This is a genomic window from Epilithonimonas pallida, from assembly GCF_900182975.1.
Lineage (GTDB): Bacteria > Bacteroidota > Bacteroidia > Flavobacteriales > Weeksellaceae > Epilithonimonas > Epilithonimonas pallida.
This window is the reverse complement of record NZ_FXUO01000002.1, coordinates 406,624-432,888: the sequence shown is the minus strand read 5'-3', so window position 1 is coordinate 432,888 and position 26,265 is coordinate 406,624. Positions and strand designations below refer to the sequence as shown.

The window sequence follows — 26,265 nt, the reverse complement described above, 5'->3', positions numbered from 1 at the left end:
TGTTTTTTCCTGTGGCATAGCTCTTGCGAAATTATAATCAACATACAACCAGATTGATTTTCTAAGCAATAATAGAGAGTCAATCTTCATATCCATTAAGATTAATGACAATATGTCATCAAGTATATTATGACAGAATTTGAAAATATCAATTTTGAAGAGATTCTTGACGAAGGTCTCGGAATCATTGCCGAAGAAATTAATTTCTCTGACTTCGACACTAAGGAAAGCGACGAATCTCAAAGTCTCTTTCCGATTCTTCCCGTAAGAAATATGGTAATGTTTCCTAAAGTGGTGATTCCCATTACAGCTGGAAGAGAAAAATCCAAAAAACTTCTGGAAGAAGCACAAAAGGAAAATAAATTCATCGGAATCATAAGTCAGAAAAATCCAAATGAGGAAAATCCAACGGAGAAAGACCTCTACGCCATCGGAACTTTGGCTAAGATTATCAAAATAATCAAACTTCCGGAAGGTAATATCACCGCGATAACAAGAGGTGTTCAGCGTTTCAAAATCAAGAAAATGATTTCTCAGGAACCTTATTTTCTTGCGGAAATCACAAAACAAAAAGATTCTCCGCCAAAAGACAAAGAGGAATTCCTTGCTTTGATTGACAATATCAAAGATCTGGCAGAAAAAATTATCAATATCGACCCAAACATTCCAAATGCCGCACAATTTGCATTGAAGAATATCGAAGGCCAGGAAGATTTGCTGAATTTCGTTTCGGCAAATGGTAATTTTTCTTCAGATAAAAAACAACAATTGTTGGAAGAAAAAACTTTGACTGGTCGCGCCAAAGCTTTGTATGAACTGATGCACGATGATTTCCGTCATTTAGAATTGAAGAATCAGATTCATCAGAAAACAAGCAAGGATCTGGATAAGCAGCAACGCGAATACTTCTTGAACCAGCAAATCAGAACTATTCAGGAAGAATTGGGTGGCGGTGTCGAGTCTGATGCGGACGAAATCAAGAAAAAAGCTTCTAAAGTCAAATGGAATGCTGATGTGGAAGCCCATTTTCAGAAAGAATTACAAAGATTACAACGCCAGCATCCTAATTCTCCGGACTATAATGTTCAGCGAAATTATCTAGATTTCTTCACCGATTTGCCTTGGGAACATTATTCTAAAGATCATTTTGATCTCATCAAAGCGGAAAAACTTTTGGACAAAGAACATTTCGGACTGGAAGATATCAAGAAGAGGATACTGGAACATATGGCCGTTCTAAAACTGAAGAACGATATGAAATCGCCAATCCTTTGTCTGGTTGGCCCTCCGGGCGTTGGTAAAACGTCTCTCGGGAAATCGATTGCGGATTCTTTAGGTAGAAAATATGTCCGTGTTTCTTTGGGTGGTTTGCACGACGAAAGTGAAATCCGCGGCCACAGAAAAACGTATATTGGTGCAATGGCGGGAAGAATTCTACAATCCATTAAGAAATCAGGAACATCCAACCCGGTAATTGTTCTGGATGAGATTGACAAAATTGGACAAGGCATCCATGGTGACCCAAGTTCGGCGTTACTGGAAGTACTTGACCCTGAGCAGAATAATAATTTTTACGATAACTTCCTTGAACTAGGGTATGACCTTTCCAAAGTGATGTTCATTGCGACAGCCAACTCATTGTCAACCATTCAGCGACCTTTGTTGGACAGAATGGAAATCATCAGCATTGCCGGTTATACTTTGGAAGAAAAGATTGAAATCGCCAAACGGCATTTGGTTAAAAAACAACTTCAGGAAAACGGCTTGGATGCAAAATCCTTGAAATTAGGAAATACTGAATTAAAACATATCATTGATGCTCATACTTCGGAAAGTGGAGTGAGAACTTTGGAAAAAAGAATTGCCGGAATCGCGCGTTGGGTGGCGCTCCAGATTGCAATGGAAAAAGAATTTGACCCGAAAATTTCCGTCGATAAAGTCGATGAAATTTTGGGTGTTCCAAGACCAAAAACATTGTCTGAAATTACGGATGTTCCCGGTGTTGTAACAGGTTTAGCCTGGACCAGCGTTGGCGGTGATATTCTTTTCATCGAAAGTATTTTGTCCAAAGGGAAAGGCGGTCTGACGATGACCGGAAATCTCGGCAACGTGATGAAAGAATCCGCAACAATCGCATTGGAATTTATCAAAGCGCATTACGAAGAGTTAGGGATTTCGGAAGAAGATATCGAGAAAAAAAACATCCACGTTCACGTTCCGGAAGGTGCAACGCCGAAAGACGGACCGTCTGCCGGAATTGCGATGTTGACATCAATGGTTTCCAGCTATAAGAACAAAAAAGTGAAGCCTCACTTGGCTATGACCGGCGAAATCACCCTACGTGGAAAAGTATTGCCTGTTGGCGGAATCAAGGAAAAATTATTGGCTGCAACAAGAGCTGGAATCAAGGAAGTGATTCTTTGCGAAGCGAACAGAAAAGATGTGGAAGAAATCAAAAAAGATTATCTGAAAAACCTTAAAGTCAACTATGTCAACAATATGAGTGAAGTGATTAAAATTGCTTTGAAATAGGTTTTAGAATAAACATTATAAATACTAATCCGTTCAGAGAACTCTGAGCGGATTTTTTTATTTTCAAATTCAATCTAAATTTTTTATAAAAGTTTTCTTAAGACAATTTTTGAATAGAAAAAAAGATTTAATTTAGAATTAAATTAAAAAACTATTCGTGGTATGAAATACGTCAAATTTATTCTATGTCTTCTTTTTGGATTAATGTTTATCAATGCCGGATTAGACAAGTTTCTGCATTATATGCCAATGCCTAAAATGGAACCTGAACAAATGAAATTGTTTGCAGCTTTTGGAGAAATCACCTGGCTCATGCCATTAGTTGGTACGGTTGAATTGATTGGAGGATTGCTTTTTATTTTGCCTAAAACAAGAGCCCTTGGCGCGATTGTTATTTTGCCGGTAATGGTTGGAATTGTTCTTCATAACTTTACACTGTTTCCTACAAACGAAGGTAGAATTATTGCTGTTATTCTTTTATTAATCAATCTTTGGATGCTGATTGATAATCGTGAAAAGTATAAAACATTGCTCAGCTAAAAATTAAAGGGAAGATTAATCTTCCCTTTTTTTATAATTTTTCAATAGCTTTTATAATTTGGCTGGGTTCTACAATCATAGCTTGCAAATGTTCTCCGGAATATTCCAAAAATTGTTTAGGTTCTGGAGCATTATTATAAATGACTTGCCCGTGTTCAAAAGGAACTGTTGTATCGCCTTTACTATAGATAAATAGTTTTGGAAGACCTTGCAAAGACTTCACATCTTCTTTCGCAGAATAAGGGGAAATCAAATATTTTTCGATGACGTCCTTCATTTCCGGTTTGAAATGGATTGCAATATCTGTAAATGATGACATTCCGCCGTCCAAGATCAATCCTGAAATTTTTGACTGATTATCTTTTGCGAGATGTGTTGCAATCTGAGAGCCCAAGGACGCTCCAAATAAATAGATTTTAGTATTACTAATATCTTTTCTCTTCAATAGATAGTCGAACATTTTTTGACCGTCTGACGCAACATTAACGTGTGTTGGCTTTCCTGTTGATTTCCCGTAACCTCTTACATCCACCATCACTACTTGAAACCCACTTTCAACTAATGGTTTTGTCATAAACTGATAAGTCGAGATATTTCCGCCTGCTCCGTGAAAAAACAAAATCGTTTTTTTGATCGATTTTGATTCCGGTTTCAAAATAACTGCTGTGATGGTATCGCTTTCAACAGGTAAATTTATATTTTCGATGTTTTTGAATTCCAAAGGTGTCATTTCTTTCTTAGGCTGATAGAATTTATCATCCATTTGAGCTTTAGAAAAAAAAGATAATAAGATTAGGAATAAAGAAAAGAATACTGATGTTTTCATTGTTTTAATTATTTGATGATTCAAAAGTATCATGATTGAAAATCAAAAGGAAAACATTCCGACCGAACCGGCAAAAAAACAGACCGAACTGTAGAATTCTTGGATAAACAAAAAAAGAGACTTAATATTAAGTCTCTTTTTTATTATATAAAATCTGATTTTAATCTCTAAGTCTGGCAATTACATCCAGTCCGCCTTTTGTCTTATCTCCAATCTTGCAAAGGATTTCTGTATCAAGAGGCAAAAAAACATCCATTCTGGAACCGAATTTAATAAACCCAAATTCGTGTCCGGCTTTGGCTTTGTCCTCAATATTACAATAGAAAACAATTCTTCTGGCCACATAACCAGCAATCTGGCGGAAGACCACTTGATGGTTGGTCAAACTTTGCACAGCAACTGTAGTTCTTTCGTTCTCGGTAGAAGATTTTTCGTGCCATGCAACCAGATATTTTCCAGGATGATATTTTTTATATGTCACATCGCCACTCACGGGATAACGGCAGATATGGACATTAAGCGGTGACATGAAAATAGAAACCTGAATACAATTAGCCTTCAAAACCTCATCCTCGAAAACCTCTTTTATCATGACCACCTTTCCATCAACTGGTGCAATCACATTTTCTGTATGATCCAAAATGGCTCTATTTGGAACTCTGAAAAACCAGAAAATCAATCCCAACATTACCAATAATGGAATTAGAATAACCAAAGACCATAATTGTAAATAATAAATGGATATGGTTCCGATAAATGCAATGAACAAAATCGCAACAACCAACGTTCCTTTCGATTCCTTATGTAGTTTCATAATGTTGTTTCTAAAATAGTTTTTCTAAAATAAAGTACAGGTAAATCACCGGCGCACAAATGATAAAGCTATCAAGTCTATCCAGAATTCCGCCATGACCGGGAATAATATTCCCACTGTCTTTCACTGCAAAACTACGCTTTAACTGACTTTCTACCAAATCGCCTAAAGGTGCAAATATAGAAATCAGTAATCCGACAATCATCCAGTTTCCTCTAAGCTCAGGGAAATACTTCTCTACAAAAAAACCTAAAATCAAAGTCAGAATTACACCTCCGGCAAATCCTTCCCAGGTTTTTTTAGGAGAGACTTTTGGCGCCATTTTATGTTTTCCAAAAAATTTTCCTGTGAGATAAGCAAATGTATCACTACTCCATATTAATACAAAGAGCATAAATACTTCTAAAGTAAACGGCTTATCCGGGTCAAGTGTGCTGAATTTTGGTAAACCCAAAGCAAAACCAAAAGGTAAAGCCAGATAAATAACTGTGAAAATCAGTTTACCATTCTCGAAATAAAGTTCTCTGGTATATTTGAAAAGTGTAATCGCTGCAATGGGAATTAACGCTAAAGCCAAAATCTCGCTGAAATTAACATCGAAGAAAAAACCGTGGTAAAAAAAACGTTTGCTAAAGCGGTAATAAATGATTGCCGCAACAGGAAAAACCAACCATTTGTAAATGCTGTTATCAAATTTCATAATTCTGACACATTCATAAAGTCCTACCACGAGGAAGAATGTTATCAATCCGTAAAAAAGATATTGCTGTTTTAAATCCGGAAAAATATTACCTAACAGATATTCTCCAAGAGGTGTGGTGCAAATTGCTATAATAAAGACGTAAATAAGTCCAGATATAGTCCGTTGAATTAAATTTTTATCCAAAACTGAAGTTTAATCTTCCAGCAAAAGTAAGAAAAGTTTGGTATTATCCTTATTAGGAGTATCCAATTTGGACTGGCTACCGCTGATAGATGTAAGATTCTTAAGATTCCCGGCACGTTTTACCTTCATCATGGCTTCGTTAAGGTTGCTTGCAATCTGAGAAACATTAGCCATAATGATGATTTTACTTGGTAACCTTGAAGAATGATAATGAAGAATATTATTGTGAGAAAGCATAATCCTGCCGTCGAATGCGATCAGATATTCGCAGGTAATAAAAGCTGCATCATTTTGCTCTGTTAATTCAGGTGTATATTGCGTTTTGATGACGTCTAAGAAATTCTTCAGATCCTGATCCCAACAAAACACATTGTTAATCTGCTCTATCTTTATAATTTGATTAAGGGTCTGTAATGCTTCTGACTCGTCGGCACAATAATTAAAAAAACCACCTGAATGCGTAAAAAGCTGCGCAAACTTATAATCCAGATCCGCATCACGAAGTTGATCCGCCAGTTTTGTAACATCTGGTTCGGCCTCTTCGGGCTGGTTCATTATTTTATTTACGATTTTCTTAAACAGACTCAATTTCTGTAATTTTTTATTAATTATTACAAATGTAAAGAATTATTGCATTACTCTAAAAATCAAAACTTTGTTTTAATAAAAAAATCCTAAATAAATTAGGACTTTTTTATTATTTGCAATTAATTCGATAATTAACTCTCTGTATTTAAGATATTTCCGGCCGCAGCAGGATTATCCACGCTTGATACTGGTTTTTCGGTCAATTCCGGATCCCATGCCCGTTTTCCAAAAATTTCTTCAAGATCTTCACGGAAAATCACTTCTTTATCCAATAATTTCTGAGCCAAGGCATCTAGTTTATCTCTGTTTTCAGTTAGGATATTAACCGCTCTTTGATATTGTGTTTCGATCAGTTTAGAGATCTCTTCATCAATCAATTTGGCAGTTTGCTCAGAGTAAGGTTTTCCAAAGCTATATTCTGACTGACCTGAACTGTCATAATAAGAGATATTACCAACCTTATCATTCAGACCATAGATCGTAACCATTGCCTGGGCCTGTTTGGTTACTCTTTCCAAATCAGACAAAGCACCAGTAGAAATGTTTCCGAAAACAGCCTGTTCTGCAGCTCTACCACCCAATGTTGCACAAATCTCGTCCAACATCTGTTCAGTCGTTGTCAACTGTCTTTCTTCCGGAAGATACCAAGCTGCACCAAGTGAACGTCCTCTTGGAACAATTGTTACTTTTAGAAGTGGCGCTGCATGTTCTACCAACCAGGATATGGTTGCGTGACCGGCTTCGTGAAAAGCAACTCTTCTTTTTTCAGAAGGCTTAATCGCTTTATTTTTCTTTTCAAGACCACCGATAATTCTATCAACAGCATCCAGGAAGTCTTGTTTTGTGACTGATTCGTGAGAGTTTCTTGCTGCAATCAGTGCCGCTTCGTTACAAACATTCGCAATATCAGCACCGCTGAATCCCGGTGTTTGCTTTGCCAAGAATTCTCTGTCAACAGTATTGTCCAATTTGATCTTCTTCAGGTGAACATCAAAAATCTGTTTTCTCTCATGAAGTTCCGGTAAATCAACATAAATTGATCGGTCAAAACGTCCTGCTCTCATCAAAGCTTTATCCAGGATATCGGCTCTGTTGGTTGCTGCCATTACGATCACATTGGTATCTGTCCCGAAACCATCCATTTCCGTAAGTAACTGATTTAATGTATTTTCACGTTCATCATTACCTCCTGTAAAATTACCTTTTCCTCTTGCTCTACCAATCGCATCAATCTCATCGATAAAGATAATTGCCGGAGATTTAGCTTTTGCCTGTGCAAAAAGATCTCTTACTCTGGAAGCCCCGACTCCAACAAACATCTCTACAAAATCAGATCCTGACAAGGAAAAGAAAGGGACTTTGGCTTCACCGGCAACAGCCTTTGCCAACAATGTTTTACCAGTTCCCGGAGGGCCTACCAAAAGAACACCTTTCGGGATTTTTCCTCCCAGTTTTGTATATTTTTCTGAATTTTTCAAGAAATCTACAACTTCCTGAACTTCTTCTTTAGCACCTTCCAATCCAGCAACGTCCTTGAAAGTTACCTGGATTTTATCTTTTTCATCAAATAATTTAGCTCTTGATTTTCCGATACTGAAGATTTGTCCGCCGGGACCGCCTGCGCCACCTCCCATTTTTCTGAAAAGCACAAAATAGAATAGAGCCATAATGCCTATCCAGAAAAGAGCTGTGAACAAAAGATCTGAGAAAAATCCCTGGCTTTTTCCGAATTCCATTCTTGCCTGTTTCGGAAGTTTGGAATTGATGCTGTCAAATTTTTCCTGGAAATATCTTAAATCTCCATAAGTCAATACAAAATCCGGGCTCGGTTTGATATTGATTACAGAAAGCGGATCGCTTTTTTTGTCACCTTTTTGTAACTCGGCCTTCGCTTCCTTGGTAAGATAAACATCAGCCTTAAAGCTATCTCTGTAAACCATTACTTCGTTGACCTTACCCTGTTGAACCAAGCCGTAAAATTCTTTTTCATCTATGTTTTTTACCATAGAATCTCCCAAAAGTCCTGGAAGAAATATGAGTAAAATAAGTCCCAATAATACGGGTATGAACCAATTGAATCCTTTGTTATTCATCCTTGTTTTTTAAAATAATTGATGATGCAACCGTTGCATCTTTTAGCTTTCTACCTTTGTGATTTTTGCATCACCCCATAGCTCCTCGATATCATAATATTCTCGGATCTGTCTCTGGAAAACGTGTACAACCACAGAAACGTAATCTACCAATACCCACATTGCATTTTCCGTACCTTCCACATGCCATGGTCTTTCCTTGATATCGTTTCTTACTTTTTTTTCTATATTGCCGGCAATTGCAGAAACCTGAGTGTTTGAGTTTCCACTGCAGATGATAAATGTATCTGCTGCTGAATTTTCTATGCCTGATAAATCGAAAATCTGAACGTCTTCTCCTTTGGTATCCTGAATCGCTTCTACGATTTTGTCGATTAATAATTGTTTTTCTGTACTTTTACTCATTCAAAAAAATTGTCTAATTGCAAATTTATTGATTTTTATCTATTTATCTTTTGTTTCGTCAGTTATTATATCTTAAAGTTTTCATAAATGAGTCAATTAATCCATCTCGAAAATTGTTTTTCTACAAATGATGAAATTATTACCCTCATAAATGATGACGAATCAACTGCTGTTTTTACTTTTAATCAATTAAAAGGCCGGGGGCAATATGGCAATATCTGGAAGGCAAACCCTAATCAAAATCTTGCCTACTCACTGGCAGTTAGAAATGATAAAATCAATATTACAGATATTTCTCTCAATTATTATACCGCTATTATTGTTCGAGATTTTCTTGACAATCTGACAAAATCCCAAGTCAAAATAAAATGGCCCAACGATATCATCCTCAACGGAAAAAAAGTTTGCGGCATTCTTATCGAAAAAAAGAAAGTTAATAACCTGGAATATTACATCCTGGGAATCGGAATTAATGTGCTGCAGGAAGATTACTCCCAACTACCAAAAGCCGGTTCGGTTTACACAGCAACAGGATTAATATTTGATTTACAGGAATTTGCACTGGATTTTCACCACGCTATGATTTCGAAATTGGATACTAATATTTCTGAAGAAGAAATTTTAGCACAATACAATCGGTTCCTTTTTAGAAAAAATGAGATAAGTGTTTTTCAGAAAAATAATGTCCGCCAAAATGGCATCATCAAAAATGCTGACGAAAATGGCTTTCTATGGATTGACCTGGAAAACGAAGGTTTACAAAAATTCTTCCACAAAGAGATAGAAATGTTCTATTAGTCTTAAAAAAAATCTACAAATCATCAACTCCGCAAAAAAAATTCGGGCAACTAAAATTAAAATTTATTCATTTGCTCTCTTGATATAGAGATACGCAGCAATCGGCGCAAAAACGATATTCGGAAGCCACATTGCTAAAAGTGGAGGTAGTGTTTTGTTCTCGGAAACGACATTCAGTACCTGAAATGAAAAGACGAATAAAAATGCCAATGCAATTCCCAAAGCCAGGTTAAGCCCCAGTCCACCTCGTTTTTTCTGCGATGATAGTGACAATCCCAAAAACGTCAATATAATAATCGAAACCGGCATCGATGTTCTTTGATAAAGCTCATTATAAAAAGAAGTCACGTTACTGTTTCCTTTCATTTTTTCACGATCTATCATTTCAAGAAGTTCAGGGGTGGTTTTATTTTGTGCTACTAATTTATCGGGAAATAGTTCTGACGGCGGCATTTTAAAATCCTGAATTTTTGTCGAACCATTCCCAAGAATTTCGGTATTGTTTTTTGAGGCGGTCCGCTCAGCATAATTATTAATGACAAAATACTTTTTCTTCGCATCCCAGTTGATATCCATCGCTGTAATCTGATAGATTAGCTTTTTGTTTTTATCAAATCTCTGATACATATATCCGGATCCGCGGTTTTCCTTTTTGTTATAGCTATTAACAAAGATATACTCACTGGGATTGATATTGGATGCAATCGTCATATTACCCAAAAGTTTTTCTTTATTAATCGAATTATATGTATAAGGCTCAAGAACATTTTTCTTGATATTGGACCAGGGCAAAATAAAATGATTGAGCGCTAAAGTGATAAATGCGATGAGAATCGATGTGATCAAATAAGGTTTTGCAAACCTATGAAAACTTGCGCCACTGCTGATAACTGCAACAATTTCCGTGTTATTGGCCATCCTGGATGTAAAAAAAATCACGGTGATAAAAACCAGGATCGACATAAAGGTCAGAATGAGGTTCAGAATCCAGTATGGATAAAAATTCAAAAGAAAATAACCAACCGTGAATCCGTTACTCTCAATCCTCGGTGTTTTGGACTGGACATCAACCACCAGAATAATAACAGACAATAAAGCCAACATAAAAATGAGGGTTCCCAGATATTTTTTGATGACGTAAAGGTCTATGATTTTCACGTTCTATAATTGAAATGATGATTGATAATTAATTATCTGTCTTGATTTTTAAATCCTGATTCTAATCTAAAGTCTTTTCTTCAGTTGCGGAATAATCTGCTCTTTCCATTGGTAAAAATCTCCGGCAACAATATGTTCTCTCGCTACTTTTACCAGATCCAGATAAAATGCCAGATTGTGAATTGACGCAATCTGCTTTGCGAGATATTCTTTCGCTACAAAAAGGTGTCTTACATAAGCTTTGCTGTATTCCTGATCCACAAAACTTGTCCCAAACTCGTCGAGAGGTGAAAAATCGGTTTTCCATTTTTCGTTTTTCATATTCATCACACCTTGCCAGGTGAAGAGCATCGCGTTTCTGGCATTTCTTGTCGGCATCACACAATCCATCATATCCACACCAAGACCGATGCTTTCTATAATGTTCCAGGGCGTTCCAACACCCATCAGATATCTTGGTTTTTCTTTTGGAAGAATATCTGTCACTTCATTGGTAATTCTGTACATTTCTTCCTCCGGTTCGCCAACAGAAAGCCCGCCAATCGCATTACCTTCCGCACCAGCTTCGGAAATGACCTCAGCAGAAATCTTTCTCAAATCAGAATAAGTTGAACCCTGAACAATCGGGAACAATCTCTGCTTGTGTCCGTATAATTCCTTATTTTGTTCTGTCCACTCGATACATCTTTTCAACCAACGGTGTGTAAGTTCCATCGAGGTTTTTACGGCATTGTAATCACTCGGATAAGCAATACATTCATCAAATGCCATAAAAATATCGGCTCCGATTTGTCTTTGTATTTGCATAGAAACCTCCGGCGACATAAAATGCAAACTACCATCGATGTGAGACTTGAATTTCACGCCTTCTTCTGTAATTTTTCTACTTTTTGCCAAAGAAAAAACCTGATAGCCACCAGAATCTGTAAGGATTGGCCTGTCCCAGTTCATGAATTGGTGAAGTCCACCAGCCTGTTCCATAATATCCATTGTCGGACGCAACATGAGGTGGTAAGTGTTTCCTAAAATGATCTGTGCTTTTATATCTTCTTTCAGCTCCTTTTGATGAACGGTTTTCACTGATGCCACAGTTCCAACCGGCATAAAAATCGGAGTTTGAATCTGTCCGTGGTCTGTCGTAATGACTCCAGCTCTTGCCTTTGATTCTGAAGTTTTTTCGATTTCAAAAAATTTCATTCGTATATTCTAAATTTCGCCTTCGGTTATTTTGCCGAATGGAACTTGTTTCTGCATAATTTATCTCGCTTGTGCCGGAACATTGCCGCTTTCTTTCAGCTTTTTACTGATATATTCTTCGGCTTTTGGATCTTTTGATTGTATAATATCCTGAGCTTTGTCAAAAATATCTTTTATTGTTTCCGGCTTCGTCATATAGTATTTATAACTTTCTGTAAATAATTCTCCTTTGATGTTGTATTTTTTCAGAATAAATCTCGTCGCGTTTTCTGAATCTATATTACCTCCAATGGTATAACTCTGTTCATTGACAGCAAAATCCGCAATAATTTCAGACATTTTGTCTTCTGATATCAGATCCTTCGGTTTTTCTATCGCTTCTGTACAAGACAAAACACAGAGAATCATCATTATGTAAAGTATAATAGCCTTCATTTTATAACTTTCCGATTGTACTTTTCCACTTCAGATTCAATACACCAAAGACTGCTTCCTGTATAATGCCCCCATTCATTTTGCTTTCGCCTTCTGTCCTGTCGGTAAAAATAATCGGAACCTCAACAATTTTAAGATTCTTTTTGAAAACGCGGTATTTCATTTCAACCTGGAAACCATAACCTTTCAATTTGATTTTATCCAACCCAATAGCGACCAGCGTTTCTTTTCTGAAACAAACAAATCCCGCAGTTGTATCATGAATTGGCAGTCCAAGAACGAAACGTACATATTTCGAAGCAAAATACGACAACAATACTCTTCCCATTGGCCAGTTCACCACATTCACACCCTGAGAATATCTTGAACCGACTGACATATCCGCATTTTTACAAGCCTCGTAAAGCTTGATCAAATCTTTGGGGTTATGAGAAAAATCGGCATCCATCTCGAAAATGAAATCATAGTCATTATAGATCGCCCATTGAAACCCATGGATGTAAGCTTTACCCAGACCATCCTTAACTTTTCTCACAGTCAGATGAAGCTGGACCGGGTATTTTTCACGTAATCTTTTTACAATTTCCGCTGTTCCATCGGGAGAAGAATCGTCAACTACCAACACGTGGAAATCCTGCTGCAAATCAAAAACAGCCGAAATGATTTTTTCGATGTTTTCTTTTTCGTTGTATGTTGGAATAATGACAAGCTTCTTCATCTTGGAAATAATTCGCAAAGATAATCTTTTACTCGCTAATGTTTTTTAGTGGATTATAAATTAACTTTTTTTAACCGATTATTTTAATGAATTGTATCATTAGCCATTTCTAATTCTTATTTTTGCAAAAAATTTGACCGTTGATTAGGATAACAGAAAATAATGATTGGGTGGTATATTGTATTCTTGGAAGTATATTCATATACATTATTCTGTTGTCTGTTTTCCAGAGAGACGCAAACATCAAGGATTTTCTGACACAGAAAATCGAAGATTCTAACAATCTCACACCATCCTGGTTGATTATTTCCATTGTAAGATGCGTGATGCTTTCACTGCTTTTGTCTCAATTTGTTCCAGTAATCCCAAAGATTTTTTCAGAGATAAAATTTTTCGGATATCAGATTAACAAATTCGGATTTACATTAATGTCTGTCATAATATTTGACATTATTCGGAATATGCTGACATTCTTTTTCTACTCCAGTATTGGAAGCGGCAAAAACCTTAAAGGGTTAACGCTGGTTTCCAGCAAGTTTTATTTTTTAGAATCTATCGCATTAATTATTGCCGGATTTACACTTTATTTTTACCCTATTGATCTTGTAAAATATTTTTATTTCATTATTGGTCTGGTTGTTGGATCATTTGTTTTGAAAAATTTAATATACATTTTTCATAATCAGACCATACTGCCGGAAAAATGGTATTATAAATTTCTGTATATTTGCACGCTTCAAATAGTGCCGACTTTGGTGCTTTGGAAGTTCTTGTTTTATTAAATGTAACACACACATTTTAAGATGAAAATCAAATCTATTTTAGTTTCACAGCCCGCTCCGAATGAATCATCGCCTTATTTGGAAATAGCAAAAAAAGAGAAAATCAAAATCGATTTTCGTCCTTTTATACATGTAGAAGGTGTGGATGCGAAAGAACTCAGGGCTCAGAAAATAGACCTGGCGCAATACACAGGTGTTATTTTTACGAGCAAGAATGCGATTGACCATTATTTTCGTCTTGCTGAGGAAATGAGATTCACTGTTCCGGATTCCATGCGTTACATCTGTCAGTCAGAGGCGATTGCCAACTATCTGCAGAAACATATCGTTTACAGAAAAAGAAAAATCAGTTTTGGAGAAAAGAACTTCTCAGATTTGGCAGCTTTGTTCAAAAAACACCCAAGCGAGAAATATCTTTTGCCATCCTCCGATGTTTTGACACCCGAGATCCCGAAAGTTTTAGATGCTGCCAATCTGGACTGGACAAGGGCAATAATGTACAAAACAGTTGCAAGTGACTTGACTGATATTAATATTAAGGATTATGACATGTTGGTATTTTTCAGTCATCAGGGAATCAAATCTTTAGGAATCAATTTCCCGGATTTTAAACAGGAAGAAACAAAAATTGCAGTTTTTGGAACAACAACACAGGCCGCTGCAGAAGAAGCAGGTTTGACGGTGAATGTAATGGCACCAACCAAAGAAACGCCATCTATGACAATGGCCATAGAAAAATATATCAGAAGTATCAATAAATAAGTAATTATTAACATAAAACAAAACCGTCTTCTATCCAGAAGATGGTTTTTTGTTTACATTTGTTTAATCTGATTTTTTTCAGAATAATATTTGACTATAAAAAATGAACGCCCCACAAGCTAAAAAAACAGATAAATTTTTAGAAATCCATAACGATAAAAGAAATGACCCTTATTTCTGGATGAACGAACGCGAAAATCCCGAGGTCATAAAATATCTGGAAGAAGAAAACGCTTATACAGATTTTATAATGAGGGATACGGAAGATCTTCAGAATGATTTGTATGAGGAAATGAAATCCCGGTATAAAAAAGACGATGAATCATTACCTTATTTCTTCAACAGCTATTGGTACATTGTGCGCTATGAAGCAGGGAAAGAATATCCGATCTTCTCAAGAAAGTTCCAATCCTTAGACAATGAAGAAGAAATTCTTTTGGATGTCAATATATTGGCTGAGGGTGAAGCATTTTTCGAAACAGGAAGCATCTCTGTAAGCATAAATAACGATATTCTTGCTTATTCTACCGACAATGTCGGGAGAAGAATTTATAAAATCTTTTTCAGGAACATCAAAACTGGTGAAATCTATTCTGACGTTATTGAAAACACAACGGGAAAAGCGGTTTGGGCGAATGATAATCAACACGTTTTCTATATCAGAAAAGATGAAAGCCTGAGAGCTTTTCAAATCTACCGTCATAAATTAGGAACAGATTCTTCTGAAGACGTTTTGATTTTCCACGAGGAAGATGAGACTTTTGATGTTAGCGTCTTTAAAACCAAATCATTAGAATATATTTTCATCGCCGCTTCATCTACTAATGAAGATGAAATGAGATTTATTCCGGCTAATAATGTTTTTGCAGACTGGACAATTGTTCAACCAAGAACAGATGATTTGGAATATTCGGTGGAGCATTACGAAGATGATTTTTATATTATTACGAATGCTGATAACGCTACGAATTTCAAAATCGTAAAAACCAAAGTTGATAAGCCGTCAATGGAACATTGGCAGGATTTCATTCCGCACAGAGAAAATGTCTTACTGGAAGGCTTTGAGATTTTTAAGAATTATTTTGTAGTTGAAGAACGCGAAAAAGGCCTTTTACAAATTAACATTATTGATAATCAAAACAATAACTCCTATTACCTGCCTTTCTCTGATCCGACTTATACCGCTTATATCGGCATCAATATGGAGTTTGATACAGATATTTTGCGTTTTGGTTATACATCATTGACCAAACCGTCTTCAACTTTCGAGTATAATATGAAAGAAAAAACTACCGTACTTCTGAAACAGCAGGAAGTTTTGGGCGGTAAATTCTTCGCAGAGAATTATATCTCGGAAAGAATCTGGGCAACTGCAAGAGACGGAAAAGAAGTTGCGATTTCTTTGGTTTATCATAAGGACGCTAAGAAATCCGTAAATACCCCATTATTACTTTACGGTTACGGAAGTTACGGACATACAGTTGACGCTACTTTTTCCAGCGTGAGATTGTCGCTTTTGGACAGAGGATTTATTTATGCTATTGCCCACATCAGAGGCGGCGAATATCTTGGTCGCGAATGGTACGAGGATGGAAAAATGCTTCAGAAGAAAAACACTTTTTTTGATTTCATCGATGCTGCAAAATACTTAATATCAAAAAATTATACATCTCCAAAACATCTTTACGCAATGGGCGGAAGTGCAGGCGGTCTTTTGATGGGCGCTGTAATGAATTATAATCCGGAATTATTCAATGGGATTGTGGCTCAGGTTCCTTTTGTGGATGTTGTAACGACGATGCTGGACGAAACAATTCCTTTGACGACGGGAGAATACGACGAATGGGGAAATCCGAATGAGAAGGAATATTATGATTATATGAAATCCTACTCGCCGTATGACAACATTGAAGCGAAAGATTACCCTAATATTTTAATTACAACAGGATTCCACGATTCGCAGGTTCAATATTGGGAGCCTGCAAAATGGACGGCGAAATTGAGAGATTTGAAAACAGACAACAACATTCTGATTTTCAAAACCGATATGAGTTCCGGTCACGGCGGTGCAAGCGGAAGATTCGAAAGTTTGAAGGAGATCGCTTTGGAATATGCATTTTTGTTAAAAATCGACCAATAACTTCTCTTTCACCTCATCTTTATATTTTCTCCCAACAGGAATTGTCAAATTATTGATTTCAATCTTGCTGGGAGAAACCGAGGTCATATGATCTTTATTAATCAAAAATGAGCGATGAATTCTTACAAATTTGGATTCGGGTAATAGTTCCTGAACCGATGTCAGTGTTTTAAGAACCGTGATTTCAGAATCGTTAAGTTTTATCTTGCAGTAATTTCTGAGACTTTCCACAAAAACAATATCATTGATTTTGATTTTCCTTACACTTTTATCGACTTTCAGATTGATGTAAGAATCATCGTTATTATCCTGAATTACAGCATCTTCTTTTAATAATTTATTCTCTTCATTCAGCTCCGAATAGTTTTTTTCAAGATTTTCAATCGTTGTCAGATAAGTATAAGCGATCGGAATCATCGCAGCAATATTGATGTCCAGAGCGGTATTCATAATCTCTGACATGACAAAAAAGCCATTATTTTTAAACTCCGGAAGAAAATTAGGTTGAATAAAATAAAGAAACAAAGGACGTTGGATAAAAACACTTATCAGTCCGACCAATATTACATAAGAGATAAAGAAACTGAAATATTTTTTCTGATTGAAAAACTTCGGTAACAGATAAAAAAGTGTGAGATAAACCAGCAACATCCTAGAAGGAAGACAGCAAATCTGAATCATAATATTCCGCAAATAATTGTCATCAGAAATACCCCAAACCAATCCAAAAAACAGAACAAACGCAATCCAGTAGAAAGCGTGCTTTATCCAAAATTTGGATTTGAAATGTTCAAGAATGGATTGGTTCATATTTTAAGGTTGCTCAAATTTAATTATTTATCTGAAATCATTTCCAGTGATTTGCTTTTTGTACAGAATAACCTGTCGTTTGTCCAAAAGGCTTGTAACAAAAGGAAAGTAGAAATAGTTTTGTTCAAAATTCAAACTAAAAAATGAAACTTTCAATTTCTTTTTCACTTCTGTTTTTAGCATTTTTCTTTCCGATTTTAGGATTCGGTCAGGAAAACAAAGCCACTCTTGAAGCTGTAGAATATCTGAAACAACATCCAAAAAGTCCGAAAGATTATCTCGTTTCAAAATTCAAGAATTATCCTATTGTACTTTTAGGTGAGGACCACGCTGTGAAAGAAAATCTAGATTTTGTCAAAAGCCTTATTCCGGAACTATATCAGGCCGGTGTTTACAATCTCTGTATGGAATTCGGTGCTTTCGAAAAGCAGAAAGAGCTGGATGAATTGCTGAATTCTGAAAAATTCGATGAAAGAAAAGCAAAAGATATGTTCTTCTATTACAATGTAGGTTGGGCTTATAAGGAATATTTTGACATCTATAAAGCGGTTTGGGAATTCAATAAAACCTTAAAATCTGATGCTAAAAAATTCCGAATCGTCAATCTGAGTTATCAATACCGTTGGGAAAACTTCAAAGGTGGCGCAAGAACTCCCGAAAATATGAAAGCCGTTTTCAATCTGGGAACGCCAGACCAATTCCGAACGAAAATCATCAAAAAGGAAATCATTGATAAAAATGAAAAAGCCTTGATTTATATGGGACACGTTCACGTTTTCACCAAGTACAAAATGCCAATCCTGAAAGTGAACAACGATGATTTTTGTGATTATGATGAAGGAATGGTCGGAAATCGTCTTTACAAATTGATGCCTGATAAGATTTTCAACATTATGTTTCATACGCCGATGTTTTCCAAAACTCAGTATAATCCGGCTTATGTTTCGCCAGCGAATGGAGAATTGGAAAATGCACTTCAGAAACTCAACTATCCACAGATTGGATTCGATTTGATTAACACACCTGTCGGGAGATTGCGAGACAATAGTTTTTTCAGTTTTTGTCATTCTGATTTCAAAATGGAGCATTTTTTTGACGGTTATATTTTCCTTAAACCTTTCAAAGATTTGACAGGTTGCACGTACGATGATGATTTTTTCGCTGGAAAGGATTGGAATTATATTGAGAATAATTTTCCGGACCCGGATTGGAGAAAACCAAAAAATCTTGATGAATATAAAACAGCCATCAAGAAATATGTCGATATCAAAGACCGATACAAAGAGGTGATTCAGACTTCGGTTCCCGATGTGAGTTTTGGTAAAATCATCAGAATTAATCAATTTCCTTCGAAATATGTGGCGTCAAGAAATGTTGATATCTGGTTGCCGGAAAACTTCAATCCCAATAAAAAATATGCGGTTCTCTATATCCACGACGGTCAGATGCTTTTTGACCCAAAAATCAACTGGAATAATTCCGAATGGAAAGTGGATGAAAATTATACAGAACTCAGCAAAAAAATCAAACTGAAAGATTGCATCATTGTCGGACTTTGGAATACTGGCGCAACCCGGCATTCGGAGTATTTTCCACAAAAAGCTTTTGAAAGTTTATCTAAAGAGTTACAAAATCAAACACTTGAAAAATACTTTCAAGGGAAAATCCAATCCGATAACTATTTGAAATTCATTGTAGAAGAGATAAAACCTTTTATTGATAAAAATTATCCAACACTGAAAGACAGGGAAAATACTTACATCGCCGGTTCCAGTATGGGCGGACTGATATCGATGTACGCGATTTGCGAGTATCCCGAAGTTTTCGGCGGCGCAGCTTGCCTATCCACCCATTGGGTTGGAATCACAGACCTTTCTGATGACGAAATCCCTTCTGCGTTTGAAAATTATCTCAAACAAAAACTTCCGAATCCGAAAACCCATAAAATCTATTTCGATTTTGGAACGGAAGGATTGGACAGTCGCTATGAGAAACATCAGAACAAAGTCGATTTGATAATGACGGAAAAAGGATTCAACAAAAATAATTGGACAACCAGAAAATTTGAATCGGCTGACCACAGCGAAAATTCCTGGAGCAAACGGTTATCAATTCCATTAGAATTTCTTCTGAAAAAATAACTAATCTAAATCTATTAATCAATGAAAAAATCACTTACAATACTTTTACTTTTCATCAGTTTCAATCTTATTCTTTCTCAAAAAATTGAACGCATAGAACCGGCCAATTGGTGGGTTGGGATGAAAAATAATTCGGTCGCTTTATTAATTTATGGTAAAGACATTTCAGATTTACAGCCTGCAATTTCTTATCCCGGAATTACCATTACTGAAAATAAAACGGTTGAAAATAAGAACTATTTGTTTCTGACTCTGCAAATCAATCCTGATGCAAAAGCCGGAACTGTGAAAATCAAATTTTCGAAGGACAATAAAGTGGTTCTGACTAAAGATTTTCCAATCTATGCTCGGGAAGCGAACAGTGCGAATCGTGTAAGTTACAGTTCAAAAGATGCGATTCTTTTGATTGTTCCGGACAGATTTTCGAATGGTAATGAAAAAAATGATATTGTCAAAACAACTCTGGAACAAAAGCTTGACAGAAATAATGAAGACGCCAGACACGGCGGTGATATCCAGGGAATTATTAATCATTTGGATTACATCAAGTCTTTGGGCTACACTCAGATTTGGAACACGCCTTTGATTGAAAATGATGAGCCTACCTATTCTTATCACGGTTATGCAGCGACAGATTTTTACAAGATTGACCCGAGATTCGGGACGAATGAAGATTTGAAAAAATTATCAGCAGAAGCCAGGAAAAGAAACATTGGTTTGATTTGGGATGTTGTGCTTAATCATTGTGGCTCAGAGTATTATTTCATCAAAGACTTGCCAGAGAAAAGCTGGATTAATTATCCTGATTCGGAAAACAGAGTCAGAACTAATCACCTTAAAACCACCATCACAGATATCTACGCCACTGAAATTGATAAAGAAGAATATCTCAACGGCTGGTTTGATGGTCATATGGCAGACCTTAATCAGAAAAATCCTCTATTGGCAAAATATCTGACTCAGAATATCATCTGGTGGATTGAGTATGCCGGGCTTTCCGGATTGCGTGTTGACACCTATTCTTACTCCGACAAAAATTTTCTAGCTGATTGGACTAAAACCATTCTTGAAGAATATCCGAAAATGAACATCGTTGCCGAAGAAATGACAAGAAATATTGCCCAGACTTCCTATTGGCAAATCGACAAAGAAAATAGTGATGGCTACAAAAGTTATATGCCGATGATGATGGATTTTTCCATTAATGACAATATCGTCACTGCACTCAATGAGAAAAGCGGTTGGTTTTCAAGTTGGCGAAAAGTCTATGAAAGTGTTGCAAACGATTTTCTTTTTCCGCATCCTGAAAATCAATTGATTTTTCCGGATAATCATGATCTGGACAGATTCTATTCCCGACTAAACAAAAACTTAGAAAACTGGAAACTCGGGATTGCGATGTATATGACAATACGCGGAACACCTCAATTTTTCTATGGAACCGAAGTTCTGATGACCAATGACAAAGCCGGAAGCGACGGACAAAGAAGAAGTGATTTCTACGGAGGTTGGAAAGGCGATTCCAAAAATGCTGTAACCGAAATAGGATTAACTGATGAAGAAAAGGAAGCCAAGAAGTATTTTTCGACTTTACTTAACTGGAGAAAAACGAATGATGCGATTGCTAATGGAAAATTCAAACATTATGCGCCAACCAATAATGATGTTTATGTTTATTTCAGATATACTGATAAGCAGAAGTTAATGGTTTTACTCAACAAAAATACTGATAAAGTAACGCTTAATCTTAGTCGATATAAAGAGATGATTACTAATTATTTCAATGCTAAAGACATTATTTCTGGCAAAGATTTCAGTTTTGAGAACACAATAGATATTCCGGCAAAAACAGCAATGATTTTGGAAATCCGGAATTAAAATTCATTTTTGTAAATTCGCATCAAGATCAATAAAACTCTGGTTTAAAATTTTAGCCAGAGTTTTGGTTTTTTATCGTTCTTCGTTGGAGTAATTATTCAGATCAATATTAAATTATTAAAATGAAAAACACCCGAGTTTACAAGATGCCTTTTGCAAGCGTTTATCCACATTATATTGCAAAAGCGGAAAAGAAAGGCAGAACCAAAGCTGAGGTTGATGAAATTATCTTTTGGCTGACAGGATATAATGCAGAGAAACTTCAGGAGATTATTGATAATAAGGCTGATTTCGAGACTTTTTTTGCAGAAGCAAGTTTGAATCCCAATGTTTCAAAAATAACTGGTGTGATTTGTGGTTATCGTGTTGAAGAAATTGAAGACAAGCTGATGCAACAAATTCGTTATCTGGATAAACTGATAGATGAACTGGCAAAAGGAAAAACGATCGATAACATTTTAAGAAAGTAAAAAGCAATATGACAGAAGCCGAAATCTGGAAAAAAATAGAACAGTTTTTTGAAGAAAATTTCCAGACAGAAAAAAATCCGCCCATTGAAACAATGTTATTTTTAATTGGGATTCAGGAACTTGGAAGTGGCCAACAAAAATTCACTAAAGATGATAAAGTCAATCTTATTCATATTGCGGTTTGCAGATTATTGGAACCTTTTGGCTATTACAAATTCAGTCATTATAACGAAGGCTGGCCCGAGTTCGAAAAGCTGGAAGATTTGCCCGATCTGAAACCCAACGAACAATCGCTTCTGATGAAAAAAGCGATTATCCAATATTTTGAAGATGAGGAAATTAATTTGAATTAATTAATCTTTTGCTACAATATCTTCAAGTTGATTCAATCCCATTTTAAAACCCTCTTCAAAACCCATTTCGATGAGCTGATTCATTTCTACTTTGGAGTTAAAATGCAGATTGAAAGTCATTCTTGTGCCTTCATCGATACCTGTGAAACCAATCAGCCAGGATGTTTGTGGCAAGTCTGTTCTTGCCTTTCCTTTGTCATCTGCAAAAGCATCTGTCCAGGAAATACTTCTATGATGCATTATTTCGCCGTAATTGGCTAAGGCCATTTCTTTTTCTCCGTCCGGACCTTTCATTGCGTACAGCCAAACACCGTTTTCACGAAAATCCATTTTTTCGGTTTCGCATTGCCAAGGTTTTGGCGCCCACCATTGGTCTATCAATTCTGATTTTGTGAAATAATCCCAAAGCGTAGAGACGTCGGCTTTATAAACCTTCATCACATAAACTCCGGTATCAGAATCCTTATTAAAAACAATTTCTGAGTTCATACAATTTCTTTTTATAAAATTAATTATAAAAAATCACACCAAAGTTTTCCTATGGCAACATTTTTGATTATTCACAATAAAATGTTAAAAAACTCGTTTTTAAGAAATATTTAATAATTGTATCGCGTTTTTTTTATTGAGATATTCTTAAAAAGAGTAATTTTAACTTTTCAAAATCAATAATTGCAATGAATAACAAATTTATTCCTATTATTTCTGTATTTATGACGATTTCCTTGGTGGTTTTCGTCTCCTTGCAGCTGTATTGGATTAAAGAATTATATACTTCTCTGGAGCAGGATTTTTCTAACAAAGTTTACTCTGCTTTAGAGACATCGACTCAAAAGGTTAACCAAATCGAAGTTAACAAATACTGGAATGAGACTTATAACAATGTTGGAAAAGAAGTTCTGGCATCTAATAATCAACCGGTTAAAACTTACATCCAGCAAAGTTCCGATTCTGCGAATCGCTCTAACATTCTTTTTCAAACCAGCATTGTTGAAAAGCAAAATATCCCAGTTTCCGCAAAAGGCGACACACTTTATACAACCAAACTTTATAAAGATGAAGGCCAGTTAAAGGTCAAAAGAAACTCGCCTGAACCTTTGACAACCAACATCAGCAGAGACCTTGACAATAACTCTTTCCAAATGAAGGAATTTGCAAGATTAAGCGCAACCAGTCTTCCCATTGAAAAAAGAGTTAACAACAAAACAATAGATTCGGTTTTATCCAAAGAATTGAGACTGAAAGGAATTGACACCAAATTCGGTTTCGGAGTGATCGATAAAAACAACAAACTGACAACGATTGCCAACAATATTTATCTTGATCAAAAAGACAAAACCAACTACACTTATCCGATTTTTACCGATACCAAAGACCGGACGCTTTATACTTTAGCCCTGGTTTTTCCAAGAAAAGACTACTCTTTGGTAAAGCACAATCTGCCGATGTTGTTGGGAACTTTCATTTCGTTATTGACGATTTTAGGGATTTATATTATTTCAATCAATTATATGATGAGACAGAAAAAAATTGCAGAGATCAAAACCGATTTCATCAACAACATGTCTCACGAGTTCAAGACTCCTCTGGCAACCATTTCCGTTGCAACGGACTCATTAGCCAACGATAAAATTGCGACCGACCCTGATAAGGTCAAATATTATTCGGGATTGATAAAGCAGGAGAATCTGAGGATGAAAAAACAGGTAGAAACCGTTCTGAACATGTCTAAACTGGAACGAAACGAAATGCCGCTTCATCTGAAGGAAACCAACGTAAGAGAATTAATAAAAAGTATTGCAGAATCTTTCCGACTGATTGTTAATGAAAGAAACGGAATTCTGACAACGGAATTCAATGCGACAAAATATAATTTCAGGATTGATGAATTCCATTTCTCCAATGCATTGATCAATCTTCTGGATAATGCCAACAAGTATTCGCCAGAAACACCTGACATAAAACTGACCACCAGAAACGAAGGTAACTGGTATGTTGTGGAAATTTCGGACAAAGGAATGGGAATGGAGTCGACCAACAAAACCAAAATCTTTGAAAAATTCTTCCGGGAAGAAACCGGAAACATCCATAATGTAAAAGGACAAGGTCTTGGATTGTCTTATGTAAAAAAGATCGTTGAAATCCACAAAGGTCAGATCCATGTGGATTCTCATAAAGGAAAAGGAAGCACATTTACGATTAAACTTCCAATGGTATAATTTTAATTATTGAATGAATCAGAATTAAAGTATAAAGAAATAACAAATTCAACTTTTAAACAACAAATCAAAATATTAACGGAACGGAGAAATATCAATTCTTCATTTTAATTATTAATTACAAAAGCTATGAGCAACAGAATATTATTAGTAGAAGACGACCAAAGTTTTGGTGCAGTTCTTAAGGATTATTTGACCATCAATAACTTTGAGGTCACATTGGCCACAGACGGAGAAATGGGTCTGAAAGAGTTTACAGAAAAGGAGTTTGACATCTGCATTTTTGATGTGATGATGCCTAAAAAAGACGGATTTTCCTTAGCAGAAGATGTGAAGAAAATCGATAAAAACACACCTATCATTTTCCTTACAGCAAGAAATATGCGTGAGGATATCCTAAAAGGTTATCAATTGGGCGCAGACGATTATATCACAAAACCATTTGATACGGAATTACTTCTTTACAAGATCAAAGCCATTTTACAGAGAAGCGCGGTTTTGGAAAATGAAGATCAGGAGCAATTCAAGATCAGTAATATTTTCTTCGATTCTATGCTGAGACAATTGAGAGTTGGGGAAAACGAATACAAGCTTTCTCCAAAAGAAAATGAGCTATTGAAATTACTTTGCATCCACAGAAACGATTTTATGCCAAGAGATCTGGCTTTGAGAAAAATCTGGAAAAAAGAGAATTATTTCACTGCCAGAAGTATGGATGTTTATATTGCAAAACTGAGAAAACTTCTGAAAGACGACGAAGGTTTGGAAATCATCAACGTTCATGGAGAAGGTTTCAGATTATTAGTCAAGAATCCTTAATAAAAATCAAACCTTCAAGTTTTAACAAAATAAACCCTTTCAGAGTTCGGAACTCTGAAAGGGTTTATACTTTTACATTGTACATTTTACAAAATACAAAGATTTAATTCGTTGCCATATTTTGTTTTGGAGAATCAAGAATTGAGTCTGTCTTTTCAACATTTTTCAACCATTGAGAACTCGCCAGGTAACTCTGATCAGGAAAATAAATAAACAGACAAGTTCTGTTTTTGATGGTATCAATGATTGGTTTTGCAAGACTGGCCGGAACAGCTGGGCAACCCCAGCTTCTTCCTAATCTCTTTTCAGATTTGATAAAATCCTCGCTTACATATTTGGCACCGTGCATTACTATACAGCGCTCTAGGGCAGCATCGTTATAACCGCGATCCATCCCGAATAATCTCATAGAATAGCCATTATCTCCCATGTAAGCTTGTTCGGTAATGTAAAAGCCCATACTCGACTGATGCGAGTCCTCTATATTAGAAAAGCTCGTGGCAAACTCTTCGCCCGTTCCTTTTCCGTGCGCAACTAATGTGTTGAACAACACTTTTTTCTCACCCAGATCTATGACCCAAAGTCGTTTCCTGTTAGAAGACAAACTAAAATCACAAACCGAAAGCAACTTAGCTGACGGCTCCAGTTTTCCGGACTTTTTCAAATTTTGGAATCCTAAAAAAGCTTTTTCAAAGACTTCAAAATTCAATGTTTCATCCGCAAACCGAAGCTCCTTGTAGATCTCTTCTGCTGGATTCTGTGGTGAGAAATTCTTTTTAGCACTTAGTTTGATTTCTCTTATCATCAGCCTGGGATAAGAAACTCTGTCCTCAGAACTTGCCGGATAAAAAGAAGTCGTTATCAAATAAACTAAGCACAACAATAATGGGAATTTCTTCAT

The 26,265-nt window shown here is 36.0% G+C and carries 25 protein-coding genes; 12 read left to right on the top strand and 13 right to left on the bottom strand.

Features of this window, described 5'->3' with window-relative positions; translation table 11 throughout:
* The first annotated feature begins 129 nt into the window (after nt 1-129).
* Nucleotides 130-2,532: an endopeptidase La gene (lon, locus tag QOL71_RS05190; protein WP_283415905.1), complete on the top strand. Its 2,403-nt coding sequence runs from the start codon at nt 130-132 to the stop codon at nt 2,530-2,532.
* 162 nt (nt 2,533-2,694) lie between these two features.
* Nucleotides 2,695-3,072: a DoxX family protein gene (locus tag QOL71_RS05185; protein WP_283415904.1), complete on the top strand. Its 378-nt coding sequence runs from the start codon at nt 2,695-2,697 to the stop codon at nt 3,070-3,072.
* A 31-nt stretch (nt 3,073-3,103) separates the two neighbouring features.
* On the opposite strand, the gene QOL71_RS05180 is transcribed toward QOL71_RS05185, so the two are convergent.
* The 6 genes from QOL71_RS05180 to rsfS all read right to left on the bottom strand — a co-directional run bounded on the left by QOL71_RS05180 (nt 3,104) and on the right by rsfS (nt 8,684).
* Entirely contained in the window at nt 3,104-3,898 is a 795-nt protein-coding gene (locus QOL71_RS05180) for an alpha/beta hydrolase (protein WP_283415903.1), read from the bottom strand.
* 160 nt (nt 3,899-4,058) lie between these two features.
* Nucleotides 4,059-4,712 carry a phosphatidylserine decarboxylase family protein gene (locus QOL71_RS05175; protein ID WP_283415902.1) on the bottom strand — a complete coding sequence of 218 codons (654 nt, stop codon included), beginning with the start codon at nt 4,710-4,712 and terminating at the stop codon, nt 4,059-4,061.
* A 10-nt stretch (nt 4,713-4,722) separates the two neighbouring features.
* A complete protein-coding gene (locus QOL71_RS05170) occupies nt 4,723-5,598 on the bottom strand; it encodes a phosphatidate cytidylyltransferase (RefSeq protein ID WP_283415901.1) in 876 nt (291 codons plus the stop codon).
* 9 nt (nt 5,599-5,607) lie between these two features.
* The gene (locus QOL71_RS05165) at nt 5,608-6,186 is read right to left on the bottom strand and encodes an LUD domain-containing protein (RefSeq protein WP_283415900.1); all 579 of its coding nucleotides are present in this window, start codon (nt 6,184-6,186) and stop codon (nt 5,608-5,610) included.
* A 131-nt stretch (nt 6,187-6,317) separates the two neighbouring features.
* Nucleotides 6,318-8,279, bottom strand: a complete 1,962-nt coding sequence (gene ftsH / locus QOL71_RS05160; protein ID WP_283415899.1) for an ATP-dependent zinc metalloprotease FtsH — start codon at nt 8,277-8,279, stop codon at nt 6,318-6,320.
* Nucleotides 8,280-8,321: 42 nt separating this feature from the next.
* Nucleotides 8,322-8,684 carry a ribosome silencing factor gene (gene rsfS / locus QOL71_RS05155; RefSeq protein WP_283415898.1) on the bottom strand — a complete coding sequence of 121 codons (363 nt, stop codon included), beginning with the start codon at nt 8,682-8,684 and terminating at the stop codon, nt 8,322-8,324.
* 87 nt (nt 8,685-8,771) lie between these two features.
* Between rsfS and QOL71_RS05150 the strand changes: the two genes are divergently transcribed.
* Nucleotides 8,772-9,482 carry a biotin--[acetyl-CoA-carboxylase] ligase gene (locus QOL71_RS05150; protein WP_283415897.1) on the top strand — a complete coding sequence of 237 codons (711 nt, stop codon included), beginning with the start codon at nt 8,772-8,774 and terminating at the stop codon, nt 9,480-9,482.
* Between the two features lie 63 nt (nt 9,483-9,545).
* Here the strand turns inward: QOL71_RS05150 and QOL71_RS05145 are convergent, their stop codons facing one another.
* From QOL71_RS05145 to QOL71_RS05130, 4 genes are all read right to left on the bottom strand, one after another.
* Nucleotides 9,546-10,640: an LptF/LptG family permease gene (locus QOL71_RS05145; protein WP_283415896.1), complete on the bottom strand. Its 1,095-nt coding sequence runs from the start codon at nt 10,638-10,640 to the stop codon at nt 9,546-9,548.
* Nucleotides 10,641-10,706: 66 nt separating this feature from the next.
* A complete protein-coding gene (gene tgt, locus QOL71_RS05140; protein ID WP_283415895.1) occupies nt 10,707-11,837 on the bottom strand; it encodes a tRNA guanosine(34) transglycosylase Tgt in 1,131 nt (376 codons plus the stop codon).
* A 60-nt stretch (nt 11,838-11,897) separates the two neighbouring features.
* Entirely contained in the window at nt 11,898-12,272 is a 375-nt protein-coding gene (locus tag QOL71_RS05135; RefSeq protein ID WP_283415894.1) for a DUF4296 domain-containing protein, read from the bottom strand.
* A 1-nt stretch (nt 12,273) separates the two neighbouring features.
* Entirely contained in the window at nt 12,274-12,990 is a 717-nt protein-coding gene (locus tag QOL71_RS05130) for a polyprenol monophosphomannose synthase (protein ID WP_283415893.1), read from the bottom strand.
* 140 nt (nt 12,991-13,130) lie between these two features.
* On the opposite strand from QOL71_RS05130, the gene QOL71_RS05125 reads away from it, so the two are divergent.
* From QOL71_RS05125 to QOL71_RS05115, 3 genes are all read left to right on the top strand, one after another.
* A complete protein-coding gene (locus tag QOL71_RS05125) occupies nt 13,131-13,772 on the top strand; it encodes a DUF4271 domain-containing protein (RefSeq protein ID WP_283415892.1) in 642 nt (213 codons plus the stop codon).
* A gap of 21 nt (nt 13,773-13,793) precedes the next feature.
* The gene (locus QOL71_RS05120) at nt 13,794-14,534 is read left to right on the top strand and encodes a uroporphyrinogen-III synthase (protein ID WP_283415891.1); all 741 of its coding nucleotides are present in this window, start codon (nt 13,794-13,796) and stop codon (nt 14,532-14,534) included.
* Between the two features lie 103 nt (nt 14,535-14,637).
* Nucleotides 14,638-16,674, top strand: a complete 2,037-nt coding sequence (locus QOL71_RS05115) for a S9 family peptidase (RefSeq protein ID WP_283415890.1) — start codon at nt 14,638-14,640, stop codon at nt 16,672-16,674.
* On the opposite strand, the gene QOL71_RS05110 is transcribed toward QOL71_RS05115, so the two are convergent.
* A complete protein-coding gene (locus QOL71_RS05110; RefSeq protein WP_283415889.1) occupies nt 16,657-17,484 on the bottom strand; it encodes a LytR/AlgR family response regulator transcription factor in 828 nt (275 codons plus the stop codon). The genes QOL71_RS05115 and QOL71_RS05110 overlap by 18 nt on opposite strands.
* A 143-nt stretch (nt 17,485-17,627) precedes the next feature.
* Here QOL71_RS05110 and QOL71_RS05105 point away from each other — a divergent pair, with 143 nt between their 5' ends.
* The 4 genes from QOL71_RS05105 to QOL71_RS05090 all read left to right on the top strand — a co-directional run bounded on the left by QOL71_RS05105 (nt 17,628) and on the right by QOL71_RS05090 (nt 22,326).
* Entirely contained in the window at nt 17,628-19,625 is a 1,998-nt protein-coding gene (locus tag QOL71_RS05105) for an alpha/beta hydrolase (protein ID WP_283415888.1), read from the top strand.
* Between the two features lie 21 nt (nt 19,626-19,646).
* A complete protein-coding gene (locus QOL71_RS05100) occupies nt 19,647-21,503 on the top strand; it encodes a glycoside hydrolase family 13 protein (RefSeq protein ID WP_283415887.1) in 1,857 nt (618 codons plus the stop codon).
* Nucleotides 21,504-21,625: 122 nt separating this feature from the next.
* On the top strand, nt 21,626-21,973 hold the full coding sequence (locus QOL71_RS05095; RefSeq protein WP_283415886.1) for a DUF2200 domain-containing protein: 348 nt from the start codon (nt 21,626-21,628) through the stop codon (nt 21,971-21,973).
* Between the two features lie 8 nt (nt 21,974-21,981).
* Nucleotides 21,982-22,326 carry a hypothetical protein gene (locus tag QOL71_RS05090; protein WP_283415885.1) on the top strand — a complete coding sequence of 115 codons (345 nt, stop codon included), beginning with the start codon at nt 21,982-21,984 and terminating at the stop codon, nt 22,324-22,326.
* Here QOL71_RS05090 and QOL71_RS05085 read toward each other — a convergent pair whose 3' ends face one another.
* Nucleotides 22,327-22,815, bottom strand: a complete 489-nt coding sequence (locus QOL71_RS05085) for an SRPBCC family protein (protein ID WP_283415884.1) — start codon at nt 22,813-22,815, stop codon at nt 22,327-22,329.
* 188 nt (nt 22,816-23,003) lie between these two features.
* Between QOL71_RS05085 and QOL71_RS05080 the strand changes: the two genes are divergently transcribed.
* On the top strand, nt 23,004-24,545 hold the full coding sequence (locus QOL71_RS05080; RefSeq protein WP_283415883.1) for a sensor histidine kinase: 1,542 nt from the start codon (nt 23,004-23,006) through the stop codon (nt 24,543-24,545).
* A gap of 129 nt (nt 24,546-24,674) precedes the next feature.
* Nucleotides 24,675-25,364 carry a response regulator transcription factor gene (locus tag QOL71_RS05075; RefSeq protein ID WP_027382831.1) on the top strand — a complete coding sequence of 230 codons (690 nt, stop codon included), beginning with the start codon at nt 24,675-24,677 and terminating at the stop codon, nt 25,362-25,364.
* Nucleotides 25,365-25,467: 103 nt separating this feature from the next.
* Here the strand turns inward: QOL71_RS05075 and QOL71_RS05070 are convergent, their stop codons facing one another.
* Nucleotides 25,468-26,265, bottom strand: coding sequence for a murein L,D-transpeptidase catalytic domain family protein (locus QOL71_RS05070; protein WP_283415882.1), 798 nt, complete (start codon nt 26,263-26,265; stop codon nt 25,468-25,470).

Bases quoted from the DNA above. Each gene is read 5' to 3' on its own strand.
- QOL71_RS05105 (WP_283415888.1), top strand. From the start codon at position 17,628: ATGAAACTTTCAATTTCTTTTTCACTTCTGTTTTTAGCATTTTTCTTT.
- QOL71_RS05085 (WP_283415884.1), bottom strand. From the start codon at position 22,815: ATGAACTCAGAAATTGTTTTTAATAAGGATTCTGATACCGGAGTTTAT.
- QOL71_RS05080 (WP_283415883.1), top strand. From the start codon at position 23,004: ATGAATAACAAATTTATTCCTATTATTTCTGTATTTATGACGATTTCC.
- tgt (WP_283415895.1), bottom strand. From the start codon at position 11,837: ATGAAATTTTTTGAAATCGAAAAAACTTCAGAATCAAAGGCAAGAGCT.
- QOL71_RS05175 (WP_283415902.1), bottom strand. From the start codon at position 4,712: ATGAAACTACATAAGGAATCGAAAGGAACGTTGGTTGTTGCGATTTTG.
- QOL71_RS05095 (WP_283415886.1), top strand. From the start codon at position 21,626: ATGAAAAACACCCGAGTTTACAAGATGCCTTTTGCAAGCGTTTATCCA.
- QOL71_RS05185 (WP_283415904.1), top strand. From the start codon at position 2,695: ATGAAATACGTCAAATTTATTCTATGTCTTCTTTTTGGATTAATGTTT.
- QOL71_RS05120 (WP_283415891.1), top strand. From the start codon at position 13,794: ATGAAAATCAAATCTATTTTAGTTTCACAGCCCGCTCCGAATGAATCA.
- QOL71_RS05070 (WP_283415882.1), bottom strand. From the start codon at position 26,265: ATGAAGAAATTCCCATTATTGTTGTGCTTAGTTTATTTGATAACGACT.
- QOL71_RS05115 (WP_283415890.1), top strand. From the start codon at position 14,638: ATGAACGCCCCACAAGCTAAAAAAACAGATAAATTTTTAGAAATCCAT.
- QOL71_RS05180 (WP_283415903.1), bottom strand. From the start codon at position 3,898: ATGAAAACATCAGTATTCTTTTCTTTATTCCTAATCTTATTATCTTTT.
- QOL71_RS05075 (WP_027382831.1), top strand. From the start codon at position 24,675: ATGAGCAACAGAATATTATTAGTAGAAGACGACCAAAGTTTTGGTGCA.
- rsfS (WP_283415898.1), bottom strand. From the start codon at position 8,684: ATGAGTAAAAGTACAGAAAAACAATTATTAATCGACAAAATCGTAGAA.
- QOL71_RS05135 (WP_283415894.1), bottom strand. From the start codon at position 12,272: ATGAAGGCTATTATACTTTACATAATGATGATTCTCTGTGTTTTGTCT.
- QOL71_RS05100 (WP_283415887.1), top strand. From the start codon at position 19,647: ATGAAAAAATCACTTACAATACTTTTACTTTTCATCAGTTTCAATCTT.
- QOL71_RS05090 (WP_283415885.1), top strand. From the start codon at position 21,982: ATGACAGAAGCCGAAATCTGGAAAAAAATAGAACAGTTTTTTGAAGAA.
- QOL71_RS05130 (WP_283415893.1), bottom strand. From the start codon at position 12,990: ATGAAGAAGCTTGTCATTATTCCAACATACAACGAAAAAGAAAACATC.
- lon (WP_283415905.1), top strand. From the start codon at position 130: ATGACAGAATTTGAAAATATCAATTTTGAAGAGATTCTTGACGAAGGT.
- ftsH (WP_283415899.1), bottom strand. From the start codon at position 8,279: ATGAATAACAAAGGATTCAATTGGTTCATACCCGTATTATTGGGACTT.
- QOL71_RS05150 (WP_283415897.1), top strand. From the start codon at position 8,772: ATGAGTCAATTAATCCATCTCGAAAATTGTTTTTCTACAAATGATGAA.
- QOL71_RS05110 (WP_283415889.1), bottom strand. From the start codon at position 17,484: ATGAACCAATCCATTCTTGAACATTTCAAATCCAAATTTTGGATAAAG.